Raw genomic sequence first — 15,799 nt, forward strand, 5'->3', positions numbered from 1 at the left:
GCGACGATCACCTTCGTGTCCAACGTTCCCGGCCAGACCCAGACCCTGCCCTCGGCCATCTATGCCTTCCTTCAGGTGCCGGGGGGCGAGGGCGCGGCCGTGCGGCTGGTCCTGATCGCCGTCGCCATTGCCATGGGCGCGCTGTTCCTGTCCGAAGCCCTGTCGCGCGCCGTGGCCCGCCGCATCGGGGGCGGATGATGCTGTCCGTCGCCATCCGCCACGCCTTTGCGGACTTCACGCTGGATGCGCGATTCGAGGCCCCGGCCGGCGTTACCGCCCTGTTCGGCCAGTCGGGATCGGGCAAGACCAGCATCGTCAACGCCGTCGCCGGCCTGATGCGCCCCGACCACGCCCGCATCGAGGCTGGCGGCACCGTCCTGACGGATACCGCGGCACGCCGATTTCTTCCGCCCCACCGGCGCGGTATCGGCTATGTCTTTCAGGAGGCGCGGCTGTTTCCGCATCTCAGCGTGCGGCAGAACCTGCTTTACGGACGCCGCTTCTCGCATGGCGGCGGCGCCGTGCAGGATCGCGTGGTCGAGATGCTGGGCATCGGGCATCTGTTGCAGCGCCGTCCCGCAGCCCTGTCGGGGGGCGAACGCCAGAGGGTGGCCCTGGGCCGCGCGATCCTGTCCAATCCCCGCCTGCTGCTGATGGACGAGCCCCTCGCGGCGCTGGATCAGGCCCGCAAGGACGGAATCCTGCCCTATCTGGAACGTCTGAGGGACGAGACCGGCCTGCCGATCCTCTATGTCAGCCATTCCGCCGCCGAGGTTGCGCGGCTTGCAAACACCATCGTGCTGCTGCGGGCCGGCCGCGTCGCCGCATCCGGCCCCGCCGCGCAGATCCTGTCCGATCCCGCCACAGCGCCGCTTCTGGGTCCGCGCGAGGTGGGCGCGATCCTGTCCGCGCGGATCGAGGCGCAGGAGGCCGACGGCCTGACGCGCCTTGCAAGTGCTGCCGGGCCCTTGTGGCTGTCGCGGATCGACAGCGCGACGGGCGCCGTGCTGCGCCTGCGGATTCTGGCGCAGGACGTGATGATCGCGCTGGATCGCCCGACGGGCATCTCGGCGCTGAACGTGCTGGCGGGCGTGGTCCGCGACCTGACCCCCGATGATGGCGCCATGCTGGTGCGGCTGGAGGCAGGATCCCAGACGCTGCTGGCGCGGATCACGACACGATCGGCCCAGGCGCTGGCGCTGCATCCGGGCAAGCCGGTTCACGCGGTGCTGAAGGCGGTTTCCGTCGCGCCGGGCAGTATCGGCTCGGGTTCGGATCCTTCGATCAGCCGCCATGCGCCGCCGGCGCGCGACAGCCGCAGCGTCTGAGGCGGGTCGAAATCGTCCTGCGCCATGGGCGCGACATGGCGGTGGATCACCGCCTCGTCGCCGTCGATGTCCAGCACCGCGAATTCGTTCTGCCTGTCGCTTTCGCGCGCGCACAGCGCCGTGCCCGCCTGCACCTGAAGAATGCGCCGATGGCCGTGATCCAGCAGGTTCGCGGCGCTCCAGACGTGCAGATGGCCGCTGAAAACCATGCTGACGCCCGCCGCTTCCAGGCGTCGCAGCAATTGCGGGGCGCGGGCGGCCAGTTCCTTGTCCACACCCGGCATGTGCTGCAACGGATGATGCAGCGCGACGATGTTCACCGCCAGCGGATCAAGGCTGGCGGTCAGTCGGGCGATCTCTCCATCGCGGATCACGCCGCGCTGCCAGGCAAAGGGATCGACGCTGTTCAGGCCCAGCACGCGGACCCTGCCCGCAACGCCGGCCGGATCAAGATCGGGGTTGATCGCCAGCCGGTAGCCGCGCCAGGGGATCAGGAAACGCACCGGGATATTGTAGAGCGGCACGTCATGGTTTCCCGGCACGCTCAGCACCGGCGCGGTGATACGCGACAGGAAATCGGCGGCCAGCCCGTATTGACCGGGACGTCCACGATGGGTCAGATCACCGGTGACGACGACCAGATCCGCAGCCGCCCGGTTGATCCGCGCCAGCAGCGGTTCGACAAGAGACTGACGGTGAAACCCGAAATGCAGATCCGACAGATGCAGGATCCGGGTCATCCGCCGTTGTCCCTTGTCTTGTTGACCCCGTCCGCCGGCAACAGCACCTGCAAACCGTCATGCCAGACCCGCAGGCGGAACGGACTGGCCATCACCGTCTTTTCGCCGTCATGGGCGACCAGCATCCTGTGCTTGCGCGATTCGATCGTGACCTCATCGGTCTCGATCAGGTCGAAATCGCTGTTTCGGGCGGAAAACCCGAAGGCCAGCCGCAACGCAGAGCGGATCAGCGGCATCGGCTTCAGCGCCTTCGCGATCAGCAATGCGAACTTGCCCTGCCGGATCGCGTCTGCGCCTTCCAGCCCGAAATTGTCCAGCTGATAGGCGCTGCGGGCGACGAAGACCAGCGCGGTCGTGACATCGCGCGTATCGCCGTTCACGCGGGCTTTCAATTGCATCGGGTGGCGCAGGCGGCGCAGGGCGACCAGCACCGACCAATAGGCCGCGATCCGCGACCGGCCCCAGCGCTTGTAGATGCTTTCACGGGTCTTCAGGATATGTGGATAGGCGCCAAGGCTGACATTGTTCAGAAAGATGAGATTTTCGATCTGGCCGATGTCGATCGGACGGGCGCAACCGTTGCAGATGGTCTCCAGCGCATCCTCGATCGTCTCGCCGACGCCCAGGTCGCGGGCAAAGTAGTTGAAGGTTCCGCCGGGCAGAATACCCATGACGGCCTCTGTCCCGGCCAGCGCCCCGGCCACTGCCGATTGCGTGCCATCGCCGCCGCAGGCGATGATCAGGCCAAAGCCGTCGCCGACCGCCTGCCGCGCCATGTCGGTCAGATCGCTGCCGCGTGTCGTGGGACGGATCTCGAAATGCGCGCAGCGCGGCTTCAGTGCGTCCTCGATCTGGCCGCGCAGTCGTTTCTCCTTTCCGCGGCCCGAGCCCCGGTTCATCACCACGCATACGCGCAGTCGCGACAGATCCAGCGTCTCGGACATTTCCTGCTCCCGCGGTTCTTCATGCCTTTGCGGATCCAACCCGCGACTGGCAGCCGGGTTTCACGCAAAGGCAAAGAACGGCACGACAGGCCGGGGTGCTGCGACATCAGGATCTCGTGAAGGCCATTTCAGCCGCCGCGAATGGCGATGGGGTCAGTCCCGCAGAAGCCTTGCGGCGGCCTCGACGCTGGGGTCGAGGCCAGCGCCGCCGGCGCGAATGTAATCCTGCAACTGCGTCCGCATCCGGGGTTCCCAGAAATCGGCCAGATGGGCCGCGACCTTCGGCGCCGGATCCCCCGGCTGGGTGTTGAAAAAGGCGGCGATCTGGTTGGCCATGACGACCATCTTTTCAGGCGACATCGGAAACCTCGTCCCGCAGGCGTTCGGGGTGGCAGAACAGATCGAATCCCTCGCCGCGCGCGAAGGCGGCCAGGGTGATGCCCGCGCCCGTTGCCAGCCGCAGGGCATGGGCAGTGGGGGCGGAGACGGCGATCAGCACACAGCCGCCCGCCATGGCGCATTTCTGCACCATCTCGACCGAGACGCGGCTGGTCAGCACGAAGGCGCCCTGCCCCGCCTGATGACCCTGCCGTGCCATCGCGCCGATCAGCTTGTCCAGCGCGTTGTGCCGTCCCACATCCTCGCGTGCCAGGACCACGCCCTTGCCTGGCATCAGGAACCCGGCGGCGTGGACCGCCCGGCTCTGGTCGTGCAGCGGCTGCCAGCCGCGCAGGGATTCGGTGGCGCCGGCGATCTCTTCGACGCTCAGCACCGGGCCCGCGCCGTGGCGATCGGGCAGCGCGCGCACCGCCTGATCGAGGCTGTCGATCCCGCACAGCCCGCAGCCCACCGGTCCGGCCAGCGTGCGCCGCCGCGCGGCCAGCGCATCGCCCCGGTCCTCGGCCAGCCAGATCCGCGCCTCGACGCCCTTGTCGTGGGTCACGATCTCGCACGAGGCGATCTGACCGGTCCCGGTCACGATCCCTTCGGTCAGCGAGAAGCCGATCGCGAAATCCTCGATATCGGCGGGCGTCGCCATCATCACCGCGTGGGTGGTGCCGTCATAGACCAGTGCGACCGGCGTTTCCTCGGGCACGACACGCTGCGCGGCGGCGCGGCTGCCCGGCCGGACATGGACCGCCTGCACGCGGGCCAGGGGATCGGGCAGCGTTGTCATTCCGCGGCGGGCAGGATGCGGCGGGCGCGTTCGGCCTGTTCGTTATAGCATTCCTGCCAGTCCGAAGGCCCGTTCGAGGGACTGACCTGCACTGCCGTCACCTTGTATTCCGGACAGTTCGTCGCCCAGTCCGAAAAATCCGTGGTCACGACATTGGCCTGCGTCGCCGGATGGTGGAAGGTCGTGTAGACCACGCCCGGCGCCACCCGGTCGGTCAGGGTCGCCCGCAGCGTCGTCTCGCCCGATCGGCTGGCCAGCCGCACCCAGTCGCCCTGGTTCACGCCGCGCGTCTCGGCGTCGTGGGGGTGGATTTCCAGAACGTCCTCGGGGTGCCAGACGACATTCGCGGTCCGCCGCGTCTGCGCGCCCACATTGTATTGCGACAGGATCCGCCCCGTGGTCAGCAGCAGCGGGAAACGCGGCCCGGACTTCTCGTCGGTCGGCAGATATTCGGTGACGATGAAATGGCCCTTGCCCGACACGAAGTGATCCACATGCATCGTCGGCGTGCCTTCGGGCGCGGCCTCGTTGCAGGGCCACTGGACCGATCCCTTCTCTTCCAGAAGGGCAAAGCTGACGCCTTCGAATGTGGGGGTGGTCGCCGCGATCTCGTCCATGATCTGACTGGCATGGGTATAGGTCCAGTTCGCGCCCATCGCGTTGGCCAGGGCCTGCGTCACCTCCCAGTCCTCGAAACCGTTCAGCGGCGCCATGACCCGGCGGACGCGGTTGATGCGGCGTTCGGCATTGGTAAAGGTGCCCTCCTTTTCGAGGAAGGACGAACCCGGCAGGAAGACATGGGCGTAATTCGCGGTCTCGTTCAGAAACAGATCATGGACGATGACGCATTCCATCGCCTTCAGGCCCGCCGCGACATGGTGGGTATCGGGGTCCGATTGCAGGATATCCTCGCCCTGGCAGTAAAGCCCCTTGAACGTTCCCTCGACCGCCGCATCAAGCATGTTGGGGATGCGCAGGCCGGGTTCGGGGTCGATCTCGACCCCCCACGCCGTCTCGAAGATCTTGCGGACATCGGGCAGTTTCACATGGCGATAGCCGGGCAGTTCATGCGGAAAGCTGCCCATGTCGCAGGAACCCTGGACGTTGTTCTGCCCCCGCAGAGGGTTCACGCCGACGCCCTCGCGTCCGACATTGCCGGTCAGCATCGCAAGGTTGGCGATCCCCATGACCGTGGTCGAGCCCTGGGAATGTTCGGTCACGCCCAGACCGTAATAGATCGCCCCGTTGCCGCCGGTCGCGTAAAGCCGCGCGGCGGCACGCAGATCGGCGGCGGGAACGCCGGTCAGCGGCTGCATGGTTTCGGGGCTGTGGCGGTCCTGACTGACGAATTCGGCGTAATGCTGAAATTCGTCCCAGTCACAGCGCTCGCGGATGAACGCTTCGTCCACCAGCCCCTCGGTCACGATGACATGCGCCATTGCGGTGACGACGGCGACGTTGGTGCCCGGCCGCAGCGGCAGGTGATAGGCTGCCTCGACATGCGGGCTGCGCACGATATCGGTGCGGCGCGGATCCACGACGATCAGCCGCGCGCCCTGACGCAGCCGCTTTTTCAGCCGGCTGGCGAAGACCGGGTGGCCATCGGTCGGATTGGCGCCGATGATCATCACCACATCGGCCTTCTCGACACTGTCGAAATCCTGCGTGCCGGCCGAGGTGCCGAAGGTCTTGCCCAGTCCGTAGCCGGTCGGCGAATGGCAGACCCGGGCGCAGGTATCGGTGTTGTTGTTCAGAAACACCGCCCGCGCCAGTTTCTGCACCAGGTAGGTTTCCTCGTTGGTGCAGCGGCTTGAGGTGATGACGCCGATCGACCGGCGGCCGTATTTCTGCTGCAACGCACTCATCCGGCCGGCGGCAAAGGCCAGAGCCTCGTCCCATTCGACCTCGCGCCAGGGCTCGTCGATGCGGTCGCGGATCATCGGCTTGAGGATGCGGTCGCGGTGGTTGGCATAGCCATAGGCGAAGCGGCCCTTGACGCAGGAATGGCCCCGGTTCGCCTTGCCATGCTTGTAGGGGACCATGCGGACAAGCTGATCGCCGTTCAGCTCTGCCTTGAAGCTGCATCCGACGCCGCAATAGGCACAGGTGGTGATGACCGACCGATGCGGCGTGCCCATCTCGATCACGGATTTTTCCTGCAAGGTCGCGGTCGGACAGGCCTGCACGCAGGCACCGCAACTGACGCATTCGGAATGCAGGAAATCGTCGGTCGCCGCCCCGGCGCTGACCTTGCTGTCGAAGCCGCGCCCCTCGATGGTCAGCGCGAAGGTGCCCTGCACCTCTTCGCAGGCCCGGACGCAGCGCGAACAGACGATGCATTTCGACGGATCGAACGTGAAATAGGGGTTGCTTTCGTCCTTCGGCACATAACGGGGATTGGCCTGATCGACCGGCATCCGCAGCCGCGCCTCGGCCTGGCTGCGCGCGCCGCTGCCCGAGGGATCGAAATGGTTCTGGCCGGGCGCATAGCGCACGTCGCGCAGACCCACCTGCCCCGCCGCATCCTGCAATTCGCAATCGCCATTGGCCGCGCAGGTCAGGCAATCCAGCGGGTGATCGCTGATATACAGCTCCATCACCCCCTTGCGGATGCGCTTGACCTTGCCGGACTGGGTGTGAACGACCATGCCTTCCGCCACGGGCGTGGTGCAGGATGCGGGCGTGCCCTTGCGGCCCTCGATCTCGACGACGCAGAGGCGGCAGGATCCAAAGGCTTCCATATTGTCGCTGGCGCAGAGCTTGGGAACCATGATCCCGGCCTCGGCCGCGGCCCTCATGACCGAAGTGCCCTCGGGCACTGTCACCGCGAAACCGTCGATGCTCAGGCTGACGGGGGCGCCCGACCGGGCGGGCGTTCCCATGTCGCGCTCGTCCTGCGGATCGGAACCGGGCGGGAATTGCGGGATGATGAAGTCCTTCATTCGGCGGCCTCCTTGCGGGTCGCGAAGTCGTCGGGGAAATGGCGCAGTGCGGACATGACCGGGAACGGGGTGAAGCCGCCAAGCGCGCAGAGCGAGCCGTCCTTCATCGTCTCGCACAGATCGGTCAGCAATTCGGCGGCGGCGGGATCGCCGGCGGCGATGCGGTCGATGGTCTCGACCCCACGCACCGCGCCGATGCGGCAGGGCGTGCATTTGCCGCAGGATTCGATGGCGCAGAACTCCATCGCGAAGCGCGCCATGCGCAGCATGTCGGCGCTGTCGTCGAACACGACCAGCCCGGCATGGCCGATCAGCCCGCCCTCGGCGTCGAATTCCTCGTAGCCCATCCTGGTGTCGAACTGACCCTCATGCAGATAGGCGCCCAGCGGTCCGCCGACCTGCACCGCCTTCACGGGCCGGCCGCTGGCGGTGCCGCCGGCGACGTCGTTGACGACCTCGCCCAAAGTCAGGCCGAATCCGGCCTCGAACAATCCGCCGCGTTTCACATTGCCGGCGATCTGCAGCGTCGCAGTGCCGCGCGACCTGTTATGGCCGAAGCCCGCGTAATGGTCGGCGCCCTTCTCGAAGATCACGGGGATCGTGGCCAGCGTGATGACGTTGTTGACCACGGTCGGCTTGCCCAGAAATCCTTCCAGCGCCGGCAGCGGCGGCTTGGCGCGCACCACGCCGCGCTTGCCTTCGAGGCTGTTGAGCAGGCTGGTTTCCTCGCCGCAGACATAGGCGCCCGCGCCCACGCGGATCTCCATCTCGAAGGCGTGATCCGATCCCAGAACGGATGGGCCCAGCAGGCCGCGCCTGCGCGCGATCCCGACCGCCGCGTTCATTGCCCGGATCGCATCGGGATATTCGCTGCGCAGATAGACATAGCCGCGCGTCGCACCCACGCCGATCCCCGCGATCGCCATGCCCTCGATCAGGGTGAAGGGATCGCCCTCCATGATCATGCGGTCGGCGAAGGTGCCGCTGTCGCCCTCATCGGCGTTGCAGACGATGTATTTCTGCATGGCCTCGGCCTGCATCACCGTCTTCCACTTGATGCCGGTGGGAAAGCCCGCACCGCCCCGCCCGCGCAGCCCGCTGGCGGTGACCTCCTGCACGATCTCCTCTTGGCTCATGGCAATGACCCGGCGCAATCCGGCCAGACCGCCATGGGCCTGGTAATCGTCGTAATCCAGCGGATCGGTCAAACCGCAGCGCGCGAAGGTCAAACGGGTCTGGCGGGCAAAGAACGGGATCGCCTCGACCGGGCCCAGGCTTTCCAGCTTGCCGTCCAGCAGCGCGGCCACATCCTCGGGCGCGACGGGGCCGTAGCCCACGCGCCCGTCTCCGCGGTCGATCTCGACCAGGGGTTCCAGCCAGATCATGCCGCGCGAGCCGTTGCGGATGATCCGCACGTCAATTCCGCGTGATGCGGCCTCGCGGGCGATGGTTTCGGCCACCTCGTCGGCGCCGACGGCCTTCGCGGCGCTGTCCATGGGAACCCAGATCCTCATGCGCCGGCCTCGGCCAGCAATCTGTCAAGGCGGGCCGCATCCAGTCGCGCGACGACGCGGTCGTCCAGCATGGCGGCGGGGGCGCAGGCGCACAGGCCCAGGCAATAGACCGGCTCGACCGTGACCGCGCCATTGGCCGTGGTGTCGTGCCAGCCGATGCCCAGCCTTGCCAGGGTCGCCTCGGCCAGGGCTTGGCCGCCCATGGACTGACAGGCCTCGGCCCGGCAGAGGCGCAGAATATGCTTTCCCGCCGGAGCCTTGCGGAAATCGTGGTAGAAGCTGACGACACCGTGGACCTCGGCCCGCGACAGGTTCAGCAGATCGGCCAGAACCGGCACCGCGGCTTCGGGCACGCAGCCGTATTCGTGCTGCACCGCGTGCAGCATCGGCAGTAACGGCCCTTCGAGCGAGGCGAGCGGCGCGGCGACCGCGCGAATCTCGTTCTCGGTCGGGGCTTGCGCATCGTGATGCATGGCTGGCCTTTCGACGGTCCCGTGGCTTCAGCAAACAGGTCCGGCAATGGAAAATCAATAACGCAATTCCGTCAGTCGATAGAAATTACCTATCGACAACCAGCCGCCGCGCCTCGGCCAACAGCGCCTCCAGCACCGGCGTATGCGGTTCGCGCCACGGCGCGACCAGACCCACGGCGTGAATCGTCTGCGGCTTTTCCAGCGGGATCAGGCGCAGGTTCTTGCCGTGGCCCAGAAAGGCGGCGATATCCTCGGGCAGGATGGTGACCCAGCCCCCCTCGACCACATGGGAGACCAGCACCACGGTCGAGCCGGATTCGACGCTGGCCTGCGGCGTCACCCCGGCGGCCGAAAGGTTGCGATTGATGATCCGCCGGTTCTGCATGTCCGAGGTCAGCAGGCACAGCCGCTGCCCGTCCAGATCAGCCCATGCCACGCGATCGCGACCCGCCAGATCGCTGCCCGGGTCGCAGACCAGCATGTAGCGTTCGTCGTAAAGCGGCACGGTCGAGACCTTGCCCAGCGGTTCGTTGTCCAGATAGGAAATCCCCGCATCGACGTCGAGATCGTCGATCATCTGCAAAATCTCGACCGAATTGCGCGACAGGATGGTGAAGGCGACGTTCGGATGGGCCCGGCCGAAGCGGGCGCTGATCCGCGCGGCCCAGGTCAGCGCGGTCGGGATGACAGCGATGCGCAACCGTCCCGACAGGCCGTGCCGGGTGGCCCGCATCTCTTCGCGCAACTGGCGGCTGTCGCCGACGATCCTGCGTGCCCAGATCAGTGCCGCCTGCCCCTCGGGCGTCAGGCCGCCAAAGCGCGAGCCTCTAAAGATCAGCAGGACGCCAAGCTGTTCCTCAAGCTGCTTGATGCCGGCAGACAGGGTGGGCTGGGTTATGCCCAGGCTGGTGGCGGCGCGGCCGAAATGACGTTCTTTCGCGACGGCAAGGAACATTTCCAGCTTGTCGATCAAGGCGGTCTCTCCCAGAGGCAGGCAAGGCCCGCGGGTCGTATCCAGGGGCCGCGCGCCGCGGCGTGAAGAGACGCGCGGCCATCCCCGGCCTCAGTCGAACTGGTCCTTGCGGCCCAGCAGGCGGCGCATCAGCACGTAGAACAGCGGCGCGAACAGGATACCCAACGCGGTGGCGGCCAGGGTTCCGCCCAGCACGGTCGCGCCGATGGCGTTGCGCCCGTTCGCGCCCGCGCCCGAAGACAGGACCAGCGGCAGGACACCCAGCGAAAAGGCGATCGAGGTCATGATGATCGGGCGGAACCGCTGGCGCGCGGCCTCGACCACGGCCTTGAACAGCGGCATCCCGGCCTGCGACTGCTCGCGCGCGAATTCGACGATGAGGATCGCGTTCTTGCCGGTCAGCCCGATCACCGTCAGCAATCCGACCTGGAAGAAGACCCCGTTGTCGAAGGCCCCCGCCCAGGCGCCGGCAAGGGCGCCGAGGATTCCGATGGGCATGACCAGGATCACCGCCAGCGGGATCGACCAGCTTTCGTAAAGCGCCGCCAGGCACAGGAACACGGCGGCCAGCGACAGCGCATAAAGCAGCATCGTCTGGTCCCCGGCCTGCCGTTCCTCCAGCGACAGGCCCGTCCATGCGACATCGAAACCGCCGGGCAACTGGCCGACCAGCCGCTCGATCTCGGCCATGGCGTCGCCCGAGGACACACCCGGCGCGGGACTGCCCTGGATCTGCATCGAAGGAATGCCGTTATAGCGGTTCAGACCCTGCGGCCCGAAGGTCCATTCGCCCTCCGCGAAGTTCGCGAACGGCACCAGCCCGCCGGTCGCGTTGCGCACCCGCCACTTGTCCAGATCCGAGGGTCCGGCGCGCGAATCCGCCTCGCCCTGGACATAGACCCGCTTGATCCGGCCACGATCGACGAAATCATTCACATAGGCGCCGGTCCAGGCGATCTGAAGCAGCGTGGCCACGTTGTCGGCCGTCACCCCCATCGCCCCCGCCTTGCGCCAGTCGATGTCGAGATTGAACTGCGCCGCGTCTTCCAGGCCCGAGGGACGGGCCTGCGCGATCAGCGGGCTCTGGGCCGCCATTCCCAGCAACTGGTTGCGCGCCTCCAGCAGTTGTTCGTGGCTCTGGCCGCCGCGCGCCTGAAGGTAGAAGTCGAAGCCCGAGACATTGCCAAGCTCGATCACCGAGGGCGGCACGATCGGGAACACCATCGCGTCCCGGATCTGGCTCAGCGCGCCGAAGGCCCGGCCCGCCAGCGCCTGCACCGACTGCGACGGATCGGGACGCTGGTTCCAGTCCTTCAGCCGCACGAAGGCGATGCCCACGTTCTGACCCTGCCCCGCGAAACTGAACCCGGCGACGGCGAACATGCTGTCGACCACATCGCCTTCCTCGTTCATGAAGTAATTCTCGACCTGATCCAGAACCGCCCTGGTCCGTTCGGTCGTGGCCCCGGTCGGCCCGTTCACCAGCACGAACATGATGCCCTGATCCTCATCCGGCAGAAAACCTTCGGGCGTGCGCAGGAACAGAAAGACCATCGCCGCACCAAGGGCGGCATAGATCAGCAGCACCCGCAGCGGCCGGCGCACGATCCAGCCGACAAGGCCGGTATAGCCGCGCGTGGTGCCGTCGAAGCCGCGGTTGAACAGCCCGAAGAACCCGCGCCTCTTGCCATGCGCGGGTTTCAGAAGCTGCGCGCAGAGCGCCGGCGTCAGGGTCAGCGCGACGACCACCGACAGCGCCATGGCCGAGACGATCGTGATCGCGAATTGCTGATAGATCACGCCGGTCGAGCCGGGAAAGAACGCCATCGGCACGAAGACCGCCGACAGCACCAGCGCGATGCCGACCAGCGCGCCGGTGATCTGGCCCATGGATTTGCGCGTCGCCTCGCGCGGGGAAAGTCCTTCTTCCTCCATGATGCGTTCGACATTCTCGACCACGACGATGGCGTCGTCGACCAGAAGGCCGATCGCCAGAACCATGGCCAGCATGGTCAGGGTGTTGATGGTAAAGCCGAAGACGGCCATGATCCCGAACGTCCCCAGCAGGACGATGGGCACGGCCAGGGTCGGGATCAGCGTCGCGCGCCAGCTTTGCAGGAAGACGAACATCACCACGGTAACCAGCGCGATGGCCTCGATCAGGGTCTTGACCACCTCCTCGATCGAGATCTTGACGAAGGGCGAGGTGTCGAAGGGGATCACGTAGTCCACGCCTTCGGGGAAGAACCGGGCGAATTCCGCCATCCGCGCCTTGACCAGATTGGCCGTGTCCAGCGCATTGGCACCCGGCGCAAGACTGATCGCCATCCCCGATGAGGGGCGCCCGTTATAGGTTCCCGCCGTGCTGTAATTCTCGGCCCCGATCTCGACGCGGGCCACGTCGCGCAGCAACACGAGGCCGCCGCTTTCCTCGGCCCGCAGCACGATCTGGCGGAAATCCTCGGGCGTGGACAGCAGCGATTGCGCGGTGACGGTGGCGTTGAGCTGCTGACCCTCGGGCGCGGGCTGGCTGCCGAAGGCGCCGGCCGAAATCTGCGTGTTCTGGGCCGAGACCGCGGCGACGACATCGGATGGCGTGATCTGGTAATTGGCCAGTTTCGACGGATCCAGCCAGATCCGCATTGCGTATTTCGCGCCAAAGACCTGCACGCTGCCCACGCCCTCGATCCGGCTGAGATCATCGACGAGATTCGTGACCAGATAGTCCGACAGGTCGGTCTGGTCGTAATTCTCGTCCCCGATCAGGCCCACGACCATCAGGAACCCGGCCGAGGATTTCTGCGCCGTCACGCCCTGCCTCTGCACGGCCTCGGGCAGCAGCGGCGTGGCCTGGGACAGCTTGTTCTGGACCTGAACCTGGGCGATGTCGGCATCGGTCCCGGTCTCGAAGGTCAGCGTGGTCTGCGAGGTGCCCGAGGAACTGGACGACGACGAGATATAGCGCAGCCCGTCCAGTCCGGTCATCTGCTGTTCGATGATCTGGGTCACGGTATTGGCGACGGTATCGGCCGACGCGCCCGGATAGGCGGCCCGGATCGCGACCGAGGGCGGCGCGATCTGCGGATATTGGGCAATGGGCAGGGTCAGGATCGACAGCACGCCCACGCCCATGATCAGGATCGAGATCACCCAGGCGAAAACCGGACGGTCGATGAAGAAGCGGGCCATGGGAAATCGTCCTATCCGGGCGTGGTCAGAAGCGGTTCATTCGGCGGCGGGCTGCGCGTCCGGGGCCGGTGCGGCCGACCCGTCCCGGGCATTCGCGCCCTGGGACAAGGCGCCCGCCGTTTCGGCCTTGCTTGCGTTGCCGGTCGCATCCCTCCCGGTCGCGGCATTGTCCGAGGCCGGTGCGCCGGAGGCATCGTCACCGGATGCGCCCGGATCCGCCTGCGCGGGATTGGCCGTTCCGGACGGCTTTTCCGGCTTGCCCTGCTGGCCGCCGGCCGGATCGGCCGGGCGTTCCTCGGGCGCGACCGTCATGCCCGCCCCGATACGCTGAAGACCGGCGACGATCAGGCGGTCGCCCGCCGACAGGCCGTCGCGAACGACCCAGTTGTTGCCGCGATCCTGCACGATATCCAGTTGCCGCTGCTCGACCACGTTGTCGGCATTCACGACCATGGCGACGGGGCGGCCGCGTCGGTCGCGGGTCACCCCCTCTTGCGGGGCGAGGATCGCGTCCTTGATCTGGCCCTGCGGAATTTCGGCCAGCACATACATGCCGGGCAACAGGAAGCCGTCGGGATTGGCGAATTCCAGCCGCAGGGTCACGACTCCGGTCGTCTCGTCCACGCGCGGCTCGGCCGCGGTCAGCGAGCCGGTGTATTCGTAGCTGCTGCCATCGGCCAGACGCAGCGCGACAGTGCGGTCAGCGCCCGCCGGCAGCGCGGCATCGGCCCCCTGGCGCTGCCAGCGCAGGATCTCGGCCGCTGACTGGGTGACGTCCACGCGCACCGGATCGATGCGCCGGATCACCGCCAGCGGGCTGGCCTGACCAGCCGTGACCAGGGCGCCGGGACTGGCCTGGGCCAGACCGATCACCCCGTCTATGGGGGCGGTGATCGTGGTCCGGTCCAGCTCGATCCGCGCCGCCTGCACCTGCGCCTCGGCGGCCTTCACCTGCGCCTCGGCCGCGTCGCGGGCGGCAATGGCACTGTCCTGGCTTTGTTCGCTGGCGACGCGGCGGTCGCGCAGCGCGCCGACCCGCTCGGCGTCGCGGGCGGCGGCAGAGGCTTGCGCCTGGGCCTGCGACAGCGATGCCTCGGCCTGTGCGAGGGCGGCTTCATAGCTGCGCGGGTCGATCCGGTACAGCGGATCGCCGGCGCGGACGGGGCTGCCTTCCTCGAACAATCGCTCGGTGATGAGACCGGCGACCTGTGGGCGCAGCTCGGCCTCGGCCGAAGCGACGACGCGACCCGGCAGGCTGGCCGTCAGCGTCACGTCCCGTGCCTGCAACGTGACCACCGTCACCTTCGGCGGCGGCGCCTCGCCACCGCCGGGCTGCTGGGCCAGGGCCGCGCCGGGCTGCGCCAGAACCGCGCAGAGACCCGAAAGAACAAGGAACCGTTTCAGCGTCGTCATGCGGCCCGCCAATCCTGATCAATTGTCATGTCGAAAGCACGCAAGCGGCCGAGCGCCGGCGCATCGCCCGGAACCTACCGGCCGGATCGGCCAAGGACAACCGCCGAAACGCCGCTTTCGCGGAACCTGCCCGAATATGACGCAAGGTGCCTGCTCAGGCGGCAAAATCCGGCCGGGCCAGCGCCCGCCGAACGGCCAAGGCGAACATGTCCTGCGCCGGATCGGGCCGTGCATCGGCGCGCCGCATCAGGCCGATCGGGCCTTCGGTCATTGCCGTCTCGACCGGCAGCCGCGTCAGCGTGCCTTCACTGATGTCGCGGGCCACGACCCCGGCCGAGATGAACCAGATGGCGTCGCTGTGTCGCGTCTGGACGCGGCCGAATTCGCCCGAGACGCTTTCCACCCGGCGCCGCGGAACCGGGATGCCCTGCGCGATCAGCAATCGTTCCACGAATGGCCGGATGGCCGAACCGGGCGGCGGATAGATCACCGGCCAATCGCCGATCCGCCGCAGGTCGGGATCGGCCAGGATCGGATGGCCGGGCCGCACCACCACCGCCACCCGCTCCAGATAAAGCTGGGTAAAGCTGAGGCCGCGCATCGTCTCGGGCGCGCCCAGCCGCCCGATCACGGCATCAAGCTGGCCGTCGCGCAGCAGCGCCGTCAGATAGCCGTGCGGCCCGTCCGTGATGACCAGCCGCAGATCGGCCTCCATGCGACCGAGTTCGACCAGCACCTCGGGCATCAATCGCGCCGCGACCGAAGGCAGCGCCCCCAGTCGCATCTGCGCCACCCCCGCGCCGCCGGCCTGTGCGATTCCCGCCAGGCCCTGTTCCAGCGCCGCGAGGCTGGTCTGCGCATGGGGCAGGAAGAATTCGCCCTCGGGCGTCAACGCGATACCGCCGCGGCCGCGGGTCAGCAGCTCGGCGCCCAGGATTTCCTCCAGTTCCGACAGCGTTCGCGAGATGGCCGGCTGGGTCAGCAAAAGCCGCCGGGCCGCGCCTTTCAGACTGCGCTGGCGCACGATCTCGGTGAAGGTCTGCAAGTGGCGGATCTTGATGCGTCGGTCCATGATTGCGCTTTCTGGTAAGTATTCTGCCACATAT

12 protein-coding genes and 1 pseudogene are annotated in these 15,799 nt (G+C 67.2%); 2 read left to right on the forward strand and 11 right to left on the reverse strand.

Features of this window, described 5'->3' with window-relative positions:
• Positions 1–198: pseudogene (locus B4L36_RS08930) on the forward strand (molybdate ABC transporter permease subunit); the annotation flags it as partial.
• Positions 195–1,328, forward strand: coding sequence for a molybdenum ABC transporter ATP-binding protein (modC, locus tag B4L36_RS08935; protein ID WP_292955635.1), 1,134 nt, complete (start codon positions 195–197; stop codon positions 1,326–1,328). The pseudogene B4L36_RS08930 and the gene modC, both read left to right, overlap by 4 nt.
• Here the strand turns inward: modC and B4L36_RS08940 are convergent.
• The 11 genes from B4L36_RS08940 to pcaQ form a co-directional block, all read right to left on the reverse strand.
• On the reverse strand, positions 1,220–2,068 hold the full coding sequence (locus tag B4L36_RS08940) for a metallophosphoesterase family protein (RefSeq protein ID WP_292955638.1): 849 nt from the start codon (positions 2,066–2,068) through the stop codon (positions 1,220–1,222). The two genes, modC and B4L36_RS08940, sit on opposite strands and share 109 nt — an antisense overlap.
• Positions 2,065–3,012, reverse strand: coding sequence for a diacylglycerol/lipid kinase family protein (locus B4L36_RS08945; RefSeq protein ID WP_292955641.1), 948 nt, complete (start codon positions 3,010–3,012; stop codon positions 2,065–2,067). The genes B4L36_RS08940 and B4L36_RS08945 overlap by 4 nt, the downstream gene beginning before the upstream one ends.
• A gap of 153 nt (positions 3,013–3,165) precedes the next feature.
• Positions 3,166–3,372: a formate dehydrogenase subunit delta gene (locus B4L36_RS08950; RefSeq protein WP_292955645.1), complete on the reverse strand. Its 207-nt coding sequence runs from the start codon at positions 3,370–3,372 to the stop codon at positions 3,166–3,168.
• Positions 3,362–4,189 carry a formate dehydrogenase accessory sulfurtransferase FdhD gene (gene fdhD, locus B4L36_RS08955; RefSeq protein ID WP_292955648.1) on the reverse strand — a complete coding sequence of 276 codons (828 nt, stop codon included), beginning with the start codon at positions 4,187–4,189 and terminating at the stop codon, positions 3,362–3,364. The genes B4L36_RS08950 and fdhD overlap by 11 nt, the downstream gene beginning before the upstream one ends.
• Positions 4,186–7,131: a formate dehydrogenase subunit alpha gene (gene fdhF, locus B4L36_RS08960; protein WP_292955651.1), complete on the reverse strand. Its 2,946-nt coding sequence runs from the start codon at positions 7,129–7,131 to the stop codon at positions 4,186–4,188. The genes fdhD and fdhF overlap by 4 nt, the downstream gene beginning before the upstream one ends.
• The gene (locus B4L36_RS08965) at positions 7,128–8,645 is read right to left on the reverse strand and encodes a formate dehydrogenase beta subunit (RefSeq protein WP_292955654.1); all 1,518 of its coding nucleotides are present in this window, start codon (positions 8,643–8,645) and stop codon (positions 7,128–7,130) included. The genes fdhF and B4L36_RS08965 overlap by 4 nt, the downstream gene beginning before the upstream one ends.
• A complete protein-coding gene (locus B4L36_RS08970) occupies positions 8,642–9,118 on the reverse strand; it encodes a formate dehydrogenase subunit gamma (RefSeq protein ID WP_292955657.1) in 477 nt (158 codons plus the stop codon). The genes B4L36_RS08965 and B4L36_RS08970 overlap by 4 nt, the downstream gene beginning before the upstream one ends.
• Before the next feature lie 85 nt (positions 9,119–9,203).
• On the reverse strand, positions 9,204–10,091 hold the full coding sequence (locus B4L36_RS08975; protein ID WP_292955660.1) for a LysR family transcriptional regulator: 888 nt from the start codon (positions 10,089–10,091) through the stop codon (positions 9,204–9,206).
• Between the two features lie 90 nt (positions 10,092–10,181).
• Positions 10,182–13,280, reverse strand: a complete 3,099-nt coding sequence (locus B4L36_RS08980; RefSeq protein WP_292955663.1) for an efflux RND transporter permease subunit — start codon at positions 13,278–13,280, stop codon at positions 10,182–10,184.
• A gap of 36 nt (positions 13,281–13,316) precedes the next feature.
• Positions 13,317–14,693 (reverse strand): efflux RND transporter periplasmic adaptor subunit, encoded by a 1,377-nt coding sequence (locus B4L36_RS08985; protein ID WP_292955666.1) that lies wholly within the window; start codon positions 14,691–14,693, stop codon positions 13,317–13,319.
• A 154-nt stretch (positions 14,694–14,847) separates the two neighbouring features.
• Positions 14,848–15,765, reverse strand: coding sequence for a pca operon transcription factor PcaQ (pcaQ, locus tag B4L36_RS08990; RefSeq protein WP_292955669.1), 918 nt, complete (start codon positions 15,763–15,765; stop codon positions 14,848–14,850).
• Positions 15,766–15,799: the final 34 nt, after the last annotated feature.

The organism is Paracoccus sp. UBA889, assembly GCA_002294185.1.
GTDB lineage: Bacteria > Pseudomonadota > Alphaproteobacteria > Rhodobacterales > Rhodobacteraceae > Paracoccus.

Bases quoted from the DNA above. Each gene is read 5' to 3' on its own strand.
- modC (WP_292955635.1), top strand. From the start codon at position 195: ATGATGCTGTCCGTCGCCATCCGCCACGCCTTTGCGGACTTCACGCTG.
- B4L36_RS08940 (WP_292955638.1), bottom strand. From the start codon at position 2,068: ATGACCCGGATCCTGCATCTGTCGGATCTGCATTTCGGGTTTCACCGT.
- B4L36_RS08945 (WP_292955641.1), bottom strand. From the start codon at position 3,012: ATGTCCGAGACGCTGGATCTGTCGCGACTGCGCGTATGCGTGGTGATG.
- B4L36_RS08950 (WP_292955645.1), bottom strand. From the start codon at position 3,372: ATGTCGCCTGAAAAGATGGTCGTCATGGCCAACCAGATCGCCGCCTTT.
- fdhD (WP_292955648.1), bottom strand. From the start codon at position 4,189: ATGACAACGCTGCCCGATCCCCTGGCCCGCGTGCAGGCGGTCCATGTC.
- fdhF (WP_292955651.1), bottom strand. From the start codon at position 7,131: ATGAAGGACTTCATCATCCCGCAATTCCCGCCCGGTTCCGATCCGCAG.
- B4L36_RS08965 (WP_292955654.1), bottom strand. From the start codon at position 8,645: ATGAGGATCTGGGTTCCCATGGACAGCGCCGCGAAGGCCGTCGGCGCC.
- B4L36_RS08970 (WP_292955657.1), bottom strand. From the start codon at position 9,118: ATGCATCACGATGCGCAAGCCCCGACCGAGAACGAGATTCGCGCGGTC.
- B4L36_RS08980 (WP_292955663.1), bottom strand. From the start codon at position 13,280: ATGGCCCGCTTCTTCATCGACCGTCCGGTTTTCGCCTGGGTGATCTCG.
- B4L36_RS08985 (WP_292955666.1), bottom strand. From the start codon at position 14,693: ATGACGACGCTGAAACGGTTCCTTGTTCTTTCGGGTCTCTGCGCGGTT.
- pcaQ (WP_292955669.1), bottom strand. From the start codon at position 15,765: ATGGACCGACGCATCAAGATCCGCCACTTGCAGACCTTCACCGAGATC.